General features: G+C 64.8%; 8 protein-coding genes. 4 read left to right on the forward strand and 4 right to left on the reverse strand.

Annotated elements, in window-relative coordinates; genetic code table 11:
• Window positions 1-36: 36 nt before the first annotated feature.
• Together KA419_14435 and KA419_14440 are read right to left on the reverse strand one after the other, a co-directional pair.
• A complete protein-coding gene (locus KA419_14435; GenBank protein ID MBP7867131.1) occupies window positions 37-1,986 on the reverse strand; it encodes a hypothetical protein in 1,950 nt (649 codons plus the stop codon).
• Window positions 1,986-2,381 carry a BlaI/MecI/CopY family transcriptional regulator gene (locus KA419_14440; protein MBP7867132.1) on the reverse strand — a complete coding sequence of 132 codons (396 nt, stop codon included), beginning with the start codon at window positions 2,379-2,381 and terminating at the stop codon, window positions 1,986-1,988. Before KA419_14440 ends, KA419_14435 begins: the two co-directional genes overlap by 1 nt.
• A gap of 405 nt (window positions 2,382-2,786) precedes the next feature.
• Here KA419_14440 and KA419_14445 point away from each other — a divergent pair, with 405 nt between their 5' ends.
• From KA419_14445 to KA419_14460, 4 genes are all read left to right on the forward strand, one after another.
• Window positions 2,787-4,733 (forward strand): ABC transporter substrate-binding protein, encoded by a 1,947-nt coding sequence (locus KA419_14445; GenBank protein ID MBP7867133.1) that lies wholly within the window; start codon window positions 2,787-2,789, stop codon window positions 4,731-4,733.
• A 65-nt stretch (window positions 4,734-4,798) separates the two neighbouring features.
• Entirely contained in the window at window positions 4,799-6,007 is a 1,209-nt protein-coding gene (locus KA419_14450; GenBank protein MBP7867134.1) for a hypothetical protein, read from the forward strand.
• Between the two features lie 174 nt (window positions 6,008-6,181).
• Window positions 6,182-6,430 carry a hypothetical protein gene (locus tag KA419_14455; GenBank protein MBP7867135.1) on the forward strand — a complete coding sequence of 83 codons (249 nt, stop codon included), beginning with the start codon at window positions 6,182-6,184 and terminating at the stop codon, window positions 6,428-6,430.
• A 1-nt stretch (window position 6,431) separates the two neighbouring features.
• Window positions 6,432-7,640 carry a hypothetical protein gene (locus tag KA419_14460; protein ID MBP7867136.1) on the forward strand — a complete coding sequence of 403 codons (1,209 nt, stop codon included), beginning with the start codon at window positions 6,432-6,434 and terminating at the stop codon, window positions 7,638-7,640.
• Between the two features lie 6 nt (window positions 7,641-7,646).
• Here the strand turns inward: KA419_14460 and KA419_14465 are convergent, their stop codons facing one another.
• Window positions 7,647-8,390, reverse strand: coding sequence for a DUF1700 domain-containing protein (locus KA419_14465; GenBank protein MBP7867137.1), 744 nt, complete (start codon window positions 8,388-8,390; stop codon window positions 7,647-7,649).
• Window positions 8,380-9,081 (reverse strand): PadR family transcriptional regulator, encoded by a 702-nt coding sequence (locus tag KA419_14470; protein MBP7867138.1) that lies wholly within the window; start codon window positions 9,079-9,081, stop codon window positions 8,380-8,382. Before KA419_14470 ends, KA419_14465 begins: the two co-directional genes overlap by 11 nt.
• Window positions 9,082-9,404 lie beyond the last annotated feature (323 nt).

Here is a 9,404-nt window from a genome sequence, read left to right on the forward strand (position 1 = left end):
CGGGGCGGGAGTCCCGGCAAAAAGTGTTGAAGAAAACTACTTCTTTGTTTCGGCCCGGTCCAGCAGGGGAAGGCCGCTTTGCACGATCTCCGGGAACAGGCTGGCCGCGTGGCGGTTCCCGTTGACCTCGCTCCCTGCGTCGTCAACGATGATGCTCATGACCATCCGGGGGTTCTCCGCCGGGGCGAAACCAACGAAGTAGGCGGTGCCGGTCCGGGCGCCGTCGACTTCCCGGACGGACGTGCCGGTCTTGCCACCGACGGCGATCCCCCGGCAGCGGGCACTGGTTCCGGTGCCCTCTTCGACGGCTTTCACCAGGGTTTTCCGGATGAAGTCCGACACGTCGGGCCGGATCACGGTCTCACCGGTCCGGGGATCGCGCCCGCCGTTGACCAGGGCGGCATAGGCATAGGCCAACTGGTGGGCGGTGATGGAGACGCCGCTGTAGTTGCCGCAGGCGAGGTCCTCCACGGGGGCGTCCAGGGCCACCTTGTAGCTGAGGCTGTCCAGGAATCCCGCCAGGCTCTCGGTGCCCAGCCGGCGGGCGACCAGGATCACGCCGAGGTTGGACGACTTCACCAGGATGTCGGCCACGGTGACCTTTCCCAGGCCGCCCTCCTTCCACTCGTGGAAGGTCCGCCCCTGGAAGGTCAGCGTGCCGTTGCCAGTGTCGAATTCATCCGAGGCGGTCACCAGGCGCTTTTGCAGGGCCCCGGCCACCACGAGGGTTTTCATGGTGGAGGCGCCCAGGAAGTGCAGGGTGAAGGGTACCGTGTCGTCCGCCACGACCCGGCGCGCCGTCTCGTCGAGCCTTGCGCCGGCCCGTGCCAGGACCGCCCCCGTAGCCGGATCCATCACCACCACCACGCCGCGGCGGGCACCGCAGCGTTCCAGGTGGGCGGACAGCTTTTCCGAAACCAGTTTCTGCAGGTCGGCCTGCAGTCGCACGTCGGGGACGGCCGGTCCCGCGTCGGCGCCGCCGGCTGCCCATGCGGCGGCCACGACGAACCAGAGAACCAGGCCGGCCGAGGTCCAGACAATCCATCGTCTCATATCGAACCTCCTTAGAAGGGAATAGTTGAGAATTCTGTCCAAACGGCGGGCCAGGGCCGAGCGTCCCCCCCGGCGGCCACGCTCCGCCATGGTCGCGCAGGCCCCCAGGCGGGGCGCCGGGCGGGCGTTGAAAGCCTCGGCCACGTCGAGAAGGGTTCCCCCGTACGCCAGGGGACTCACCCAGCCCCGTTCCAGGAGCTGCTCGTCACAGGCCAGTTCCTGGAGTTCGCCCAACCGCCTCCGCCAGAGCCAGACCACGGGGTTCGCCCAGAGGAGTGCCGTCAGCGCATCCCAGGCCACCACCCAGAGGACGTCGCCGCGCCGGTGGTGGACCAGTTCGTGCCGGAGGGCTTCGCGCCATCGTCCCGAAACCACGAGGAAGTCCGGGATCACGATGATCGCCCGGTTCCACCGCCGGGCCGCAAAGGGAGACACCGCCCCCGGGTGAACCAGGACCTCCAGCCGCCCCCGGCGTCTCAGCAGGACGGCCCCGGCGAGGAAACGGTCGAGCCGTCGCCACTGGAGGCCGCGGAAGACGAGGACACCCACTGACCCGAAGGCCCAGATCAGCGCCGCGAACCCCGGGAATCCCTCACCTGGCGCCCCGGGAGCATCGGACCTTTGAGTGGGTGTCCTGTGTTCCGCCGGGGTCCAGCCCTCCCCCGGCCCGTCCCTTTCACCGAGGAAGCGGCCGGCGTACGGGGTCTCGGGCAGCCATCGCGAGGCCAGGGGCACTGACTCCAGGCCCGCGCAGAGAAACGGCGACACCAGGGATGCCGCCAGGAAAACCCTTCCCAGGGTGACCCAGCGTCGCGCACCCGCCTGCTGCGTCACGGCCCCGGCTTGCCACGCCGAGAGGCGCCACAGGAAGTAAAACAGCACCAGGCAAACCTGGACCAGGAGAAAAAAGCGGAACAGGGGAACGCTGCCCATCACTCACCTTCCGTCAGCCGCCGCAGGCGATCCCGGAGGGCGCGAAGTTCCTCGGGGGACCAGCCCTCGTCGTCCAGCAAACGATTCACCAATGCCGAGGGCTCCCCCTGGAAGACATTTTTCACCAGGTGCCGGACCGAGACGGACTCATACGATTCCCGGGCAACCCTGGGCGTGTAGCACAAAACCCCGTAAACCTTGCGGCTCTCAAGGAAACCCTTGTTCTCCAGGATTTTCATGAAGGTGGCCACGGTGGTGTAGGCCGTTTTGCGCTCCGCTCCGAGCGCGTCCATTGTCTCGCGGACCGACGCGGCCCCCAGTTTCCAGACCGCGTTCATGATCTCCAGTTCGGCCTCCGTCAGCAGACGTTGGGTATTTTGTTTCTTTCTCGCCACGATGCACCTCCTGTCACGGCCCATTCTACTAAAAAAATTGGAGCGGTCAACTAGTTTTTTAGTAATTCGACTAAATAATACGCAACTTCTTCCGCGGCAACCAGTTGTCTCACCAATCGGGATGGCCTCGCGGTTTTGCCTTTTGCAATGTTGATATTTCCCGCGAACAACAAATACGAATAAATAAAATGACTTGTGATATTCCGTTTCGCGACGATTCGCGTGATTCGCGGGTAAAACCGTTCTTTGGCGGACCTGTCACGCCTGGACACCCACGGCAGCCATCGCGTGAGTTCCCGCTTTCTCGTGGGCCGGGAGCTTTGATCCGGATGTCTCTGAGGACAACGATCCGCTTTCGCCCGGGGGCTCCGCATGATATCCTGAGATCTGCGAGGTTCAACGGACGTGAAACGGTTTGGAGTCGGCATTCTCCTTGTTGCGACGGCATCGGCGGCGCTGCTGCTCTCGGACCTCGGGAGGGCCGGAAAAGCATTGTCCGCGAAGGGCTTCAAACGAATCGCCATCTTCCAGTATTCGAGTCGGCCGGTGCTCGATGATACCGTGGCCGGGGTCCTCGAGGGATTGCGGTCGAGCGGTTACAACGTCGGGCAGAACCTCCAGGTGGCTTTCTACAATCCCGAAGGGAGCGCACCCGACGCTGCCGTGATGGCCCGGGCCATCACGGACGGGGGCTTCGATCTGGCGGTGACGGTGAGCACCCCCTGCCTGCAGGTCTTGGCCGAGGCGAACCGGGACGGCCGGGTGCCCCACGTCTTCTGCTGCGTGACCGACCCCTTCGCGGCCGGCGTGGGCTTGAGTGCGAAATCACCAGCCGGCCGGCCGCCCCACCTGACGGGCATCGGGACCTTTCAGCCGGTCCGGGAGCTTTTCCTCCGGGCCCGGGGGATCAACCCGTCCCTGCGGCGGGTCGGTGTCGTCTGGTGCCCGTCCGAAGCCTGCGCCGAGCAATGTCTGACCGTTGCCCGGAAAGTCTGTGCCGAACTGGACATCATCCTCGAGGAAGTCACGGTCAACGCAACCGCAGAGGTCCTGGATGCCGCCCGAGCCCTGGCCTCCCGGGACGTCCAGGCCATCTGGACAGGCGGGGACAACCTGGTGGAGTCCACCTTCCCCGGCATTGTCCAAGCCTGCCGAGAAGCCCGGATCCCCTGTTTCACCAACGCTCCCGCCTACTGCGAACAGGGGGCCCTCTTCAGCCTGGGGGCCGACTACTACGCGGTGGGCAAGCTGGCCGGAGGCAAGGCGGCGCGGATCCTGGCAGGCGGGGACCCGGCCCGGGAACCGGTGGAGAGCGCCGTCCCGGAACAACTGGCCGTGAACCTGTCTGCGGCGGAAGGCCTGTCAGAGCCCTGGGCCATCCCGCCGGATGTCCTGGCCGATGCCGGCGTCGTGATCGACCGGGGCGGAACGCACCGGAAGGCCGAACCGCTCGCCCGGCGCTGGCGGATCCACGTGGTGACCTACAGCGACTCCTTCCTCTCGGATGAAACCCTGCGGGGGATCCGGGAGGGGTTGCCCGAGGCCGGGCTGGTCGAGCGACGGGATTACACGTTGACCCTGGCCTGCGCACAGGGCGACATGGCCACCCTGCCCTCCCTTTTCGACGCCGCCCGGGTGAAGGGGGTCGACCTCTACCTCGTGGTGTCGACCCCGACGCTGCAGGCTGCGGTGCAAAAAGTCATGGACACGCCCGTGGTCTTCTGCACCGTCGCGGACCCGGTGAAAGCCGGGGCCGGGAGGAGTGCCGCCGACCATCTCCCCAACATCACCGGCATTTCCACCCTGGGGCCTTACCCGGAGATGGCCCAGCTCCTTCACTCCTGTTTCCCCGCTTTCCGGCGCGTGGGGACCCTTTTCTGCCCGGTCGAGGTGAACTCGGTGTTGAACAAGGAGATCTTCTCCCGGGAGTGCCGGGCGCGGGGGATCGAGGTGATCGCCGTTCCCGCCAACACGCCGGAGGAGCTTTCCTACGCCGCGGAAGCCTTGTGCTCGCGGCGCCCCGACGCGGTGGTGCAGGTCATCGACAACCTCACCGCCGCTGGGTTCGACGGCCTGGCTGCAGCGGCCCGCCGCGCCCGCATCCCGCTCTTCAGCCACACCTCGGACGGTGTAAGAAAAGGGGCCGCCCTGGGGATCTGCCGTGATTACAGCACAGCCGGGCGCGAGGCGGCCCTCACGGCCGCGCGCATTATGCGGGGGGACCTCCCGTCCCGGATCCCCTTCCGGCCGGCGGAGGCCAAAGTGATCATCGTCGATCTGCAGAACGCCCGGAAGACGGGCCTGGCGATCCCGGAAACGGTGCTCGCCCAGGCGAGCGAAATCAGGCATTGAGGCCGTTGCCGGCGGAGCGCCGGCGGACGTGCACTCTCCGCGAGAAACCGGAAAGGGGTTGAACCATGAACAGTATTTTCCTCACCATCGTGATCCTCTTCGTCGTGCTCAACGCACTGATCGTCTTCTTGCTCTTCCTGTTCGCGCGGCGCTCCTTCAAGGCCAAACCCCGGGGCGCCGCCGGTCTCGCGGAGCGCCTGGGGGTGGAAAACGCCAGGGATTTCACCGCGGGGCGGCCGGTCGTCCATACCGTCGACGGGGTCCAGTGCGTCCTGAGGTACATTCGCGGGGGAAAGAACCAGCCCTCGGGGGTTTCGTTCACCTTCCCGGACGTTCTTCTTCCCAAACTGACCGTGACCCGGGAGGGGGTCTGGCAGAAATTCTTCAAGAAGATCGGGCTGACAACGGAACTGGCCACCGGGGACCCTCGCTTCGACGACGACTTCTACCTGCTCACCGACGAAACGGAGTACTATCGGAATTATTTTTCGGATGCAGGACGACGGGAGGCCATCCGGGCCCTCTTCGCCGCGGATCCGGCCGTGGCGAGGGTCCAGACCACCTCCGCCGGCCTGTCGGTGGTCTGCCAGGTTCGGGCCACGCTCAAGGGGGTCGTTTCCCCTCTCCTGGGCACCCGGGACGCGGCGAACGCCGCCCGGGCCCTCGACGCCGGTCCGGAGTGGCGTTCGGCGCACTTCACCCCGTTGCACGCCGACATCCGCCCGCTTTCCGGGATGCTTCCCCGCGTGGTCGCCCTTGCAGCGCTCATCGGCCTGTTGCTCGTCGCCGGGTTGATCGCCCTGATCACCGGGTCCGTCTCCTTTCGGTTGACGGAGTACGGTCTGATTCGGGATTTCTTCCTCTACTCCCTGGTCCCGCTCGCCGCGTTCTGGTTGGTGCTGTTCAAGGGGCTCCGGGGGTATTCCTGGTCGCACCTGGCCTTCGTGCCCATGGCCCTGGTGTCGATCGCGGCCTTCCCTCTGGCCTGCATGGGTTCCGCGGTGTTCCTGAACGGCTACCTGGACGAGAGCCCCGCCGTGATCCGGCAGGTGACGGTCCTGGACAAGTACAGCCGGAAGAACAAGAACTCCCGCTCCTACCATGTAACCTTTTCCGGCTGGAAACCCGACCAGCCCAGCCTCACCTACTCGGTGTCGAGGCACTTCTACGACGGCATCGACAAGGACGACGCCCTCGAGGTGGTCACCCACGCGGGCTATCTCGGCCACGAGTGGGTGGAGTCCATCCGGACCGGTGAGAGCGAGCCCGAGTGAGCCCCGCGCACGGTGGAGCCGACGGAGGGAGTGAGATGGCCGACCCCTGTGTAACTCGCCTGGTCGTGAGCGTGCTGAGCGTGTTTGTCCTCACCATGTTCATCCGATACATCCGGAACTCCCTGCGGAAGGGTTCCCTGCCCGCCGCCGTCCTCGCCAGGCGGCTGAAGATGGATGACGTCGAGGGGTTCACCTTGGGACACCCATCGGCGGGAATCCATTCACGCCATCTTCACCGCGGACCCCGGGGTGGCCAGAATCCAGGCCACCGATTTCGGGCTCTCGGTCATCTGCCGGATCCGGAAGGCCTGGAGGGTGGTCCTCCCCGCTGTCAGCCCGGAAACCCTGGCCGAGGCCGTGCAGGCCCTGGACCCCGGGCATCGTCGCTGGTATTGGTTCAACCCGATCGAGACGGAGGTGTGAGATGAGCGGACTTGCCCTGACGCTCATGATCCTGTTCGTGGTGATCATCGGGATCGTCGTCGTCCTGCTCGCCTGGCTTCTGCGGGACGCCGTGAAGAAGGAGGTCCCGGTGGACGCCGGCCTGGCGGCCCAGTTGAACGTCGACGACCCCGAAGGATTCAACGCCGGCCGGCCGGCGATCCGGACCATCGGCGACCGCCAGTGTGTCCTCCGGCACATCCAGGGAAACAAGAACCACCCGTCCGGGGTTTCCTTCACCTTCCCGGACATCCTGCTTCCCCGATTGACCGTAATCCGGGAGCAGTCGGTCCAGAAATTCTTCAAGAAGATCGGCCTCACCGCCGAACTCGCCACGGGGGACCCCCGGTTCGACGACCTCTTTTTCCTGCTCACCGACGAGACGGTGTACTACCGGGACTATTTTTCAGACACCCGCAGGCGGGAAACCGTCCGGGCCATCTTCACCGCAGACCCCGGGGTGGTCAAGATCCAGGCCACCTCGGCGGGGTTGTCGGTGATCAGTCATGCCCGGACGACGCCTTCCGGGGTGGTCCTCCCCACGCTGAGCCCCGAGGCGATGACGAAGCTCGTCTCGGACCTCGATGCGGGCCCTGGGTGGCAATCCTCCCACGTTGAGCCCCTGCATGCCGGGAACCGGCCTCTCGCCGGGATGCTTCCCCGGGTGGCGGCCCTGGCGGCTCTGACCGGTCTGGTCCTCGTCCTCGGTGTGATCATGCTTGCTGCGGGGTCCGTCATGTACCGCCTGCTGGACTTCGACTTTCTCTCGGAATTCGTTCTCTATTCCCTCCTCGCGCTCTGCGTCTTCTGGATGCTGCTCTTCAAGGGTCTCCGGGGCCATGCCTGGTCTCATCTTGCCTTTCTCCCCATGGCGCTGGTGTCCCTTCTGGCCTTCCCCCTGGCCGGCATGGGCGGTTCGGTTTTCCTGAACGGCTACCTGGATCCGAGTCCCCCCGTGAAACGACACGCCACGGTGCTGAACAAGTCCATCCGGACAAACAAGAGTTCCCGCACCTATTACGTGACTTTTTCAGACTGGAGGCCCGGCCGGTCCGAACTGACCTTTTCCGTGTCCAAGTATTTCCATGACAGTGTCAAGGCGGGGGACCCCCTTGACGTGATCACGCACCCCGGCTATCTCGGCCAGGAGTGGGTGGCGTCGATCTCCGCCGCGGGCGTTTTCCCCGAATAGTGGTGTTCATTCGCGGAGGCTTGCCTTCTCGCGACGGATTGACGGGCTTTCCCTCCGTGACGTCCGCGCCCACTTCTTCACCGCTTCCCATGCCCGGTTGGCCAGAAGCAGAAGGCCCCGGGGGATCTTCCGTCCCGCCCAGATCATCAGGATGCCGAGCCCCATCATCAGGAGCGAAATGAACAGGACCACGGTGCCTTCCAGTTGTGGGTGCAGCGAAACGCCGGGAACGTCGAAGAACCGTGCCCCCGGCGCGCCCATGGCCCGGAAGGCCCGGTCGAAAAAGGTGGGGTCCAGGAGGTGGATAATGCTGGCGATGGTGCCCCCCAGGCCTGCCAGGACGAAGGACCCCGCCGTAACGAAGTAGGCCAGCACGAGGGCGAGAAGCGTCACCACGAGCCCCAGGACCACGGAGAGTCCCCCGAGGCCCAGGGGAAGCCCGAAGAGGGCGATCACCACCCCGAGAAGGACGTAGTAAGGAGCGTTTTTACGCTTTCCCAGCGCCACCATGGTGTCGGGGACCCGGGCCGCCATCACATCCGCCGGTTCGCCCAGCTTTCGCAGAACGCGCAGGATCCGCTCCACCGCGTCGTCACCCGGCTCGTTCCGGTAGGACTCGAAAATGTGGGACTCGATCTCGCGGAGCAATTCTTCCCGGTCTCCCGGTGCAAGCTGGTTGACGTGGGCCCGGAGTTTATCCATGTAATCCGAGACGATCGACTCGACAGCCTTGGGGTAATCAGGACTCATGTCTGTCCTCCTTCGGGATTTCTGTGTGTTCTTCCGGGGTGTCGGGCAACGTACCCGGGTGATGGCGCGGGGCAACACGAGGGACGACCTGCGGGACACTGACCTGCAAGACACTCACTTCACCAGGTTGTGGGACACTCACTTCACCCAGGCATGGCAGGCATGGGACACTCATTTCATCACTGTCACCGTTCTCTCCTGATTTGAAAGGAGGTGCCTGGTTTCGCGCCGGTGTGTCCGTCGTCTCGGCCGACGTCACCGAACGAGTATTCCCCGGGGTAGGTATTGAGAAAATGGAACGTTGTTCCGATTCGGTCTCCACCGCCAGGCTCAAGTTGCTGCTGCAGGGTGACGGAGTAGCGTCGCATGCCGGGTGAAGCGAACGGTCCACAAGGCTTTCCAGGCGGCGAAACTCATCGATCAAGGCCTTGAAGACACGCTCGCCTTCAACCGTGAGTTCGTAGTATTTCCGGGGCGGACCTTCCCGGGACTCCACCCAGCGCGTTCGCACCAAACCCTCCTTCGCCAGGCGGGAGAGGAGCGGGTAAATGGTGCCCTCCTTCAGATCGATGGTGTCGTCTCCAGCCAGCAACCGCCCCAAGGAGTACCCGTAGTGCGCTCCACGGCTCAGGACACCGAGAATGGCCAATTCCAGGATGCCTTTCCGCAGTTGGGTGATCTTGTTTTCCATCCTTTCCTCGCCCAGTACCATGTTATGCAAGCTATACGATCTCGCCCAGTATTTTGTTCCAAAGAAAACGGGGGATCCACAAAGGGAAGCCAACGACCGCAGCGCAGCCAGGGAGACAACGAGCGAAAAAAACAGGACACTCAACCAAGGCGGATGAGTGAGTGTCCCCTTTCCCGACCCGCCCACCGGGCCTGCGCGCGGCGCTTCCCATCCGTCTCCCGCCCCGCGGCCTGGTCCCCTCTCCCGGGTCAGCGCGGAGCCTCCCCCCATTTTTTTCACCGGTTTTGCGAAATAACTTCGGATATTGTTCGGCGAAAACGTTA

Source organism: Acidobacteriota bacterium, assembly GCA_018001935.1.
Lineage (GTDB): Bacteria > Acidobacteriota > JAAYUB01 > JAAYUB01 > JAAYUB01 > JAGNHB01.

Excerpts from the sequence above, each read along its gene's own strand:
- KA419_14470 (MBP7867138.1), bottom strand. The coding sequence starts at position 9,081 with ATGGAAAACAAGATCACCCAACTGCGGAAAGGCATCCTGGAATTGGCC.
- KA419_14460 (MBP7867136.1), top strand. The coding sequence starts at position 6,432 with ATGAGCGGACTTGCCCTGACGCTCATGATCCTGTTCGTGGTGATCATC.
- KA419_14465 (MBP7867137.1), bottom strand. The coding sequence starts at position 8,390 with ATGAGTCCTGATTACCCCAAGGCTGTCGAGTCGATCGTCTCGGATTAC.
- KA419_14455 (MBP7867135.1), top strand. The coding sequence starts at position 6,182 with ATGACGTCGAGGGGTTCACCTTGGGACACCCATCGGCGGGAATCCATT.
- KA419_14450 (MBP7867134.1), top strand. The coding sequence starts at position 4,799 with ATGAACAGTATTTTCCTCACCATCGTGATCCTCTTCGTCGTGCTCAAC.
- KA419_14435 (MBP7867131.1), bottom strand. The coding sequence starts at position 1,986 with ATGGGCAGCGTTCCCCTGTTCCGCTTTTTTCTCCTGGTCCAGGTTTGC.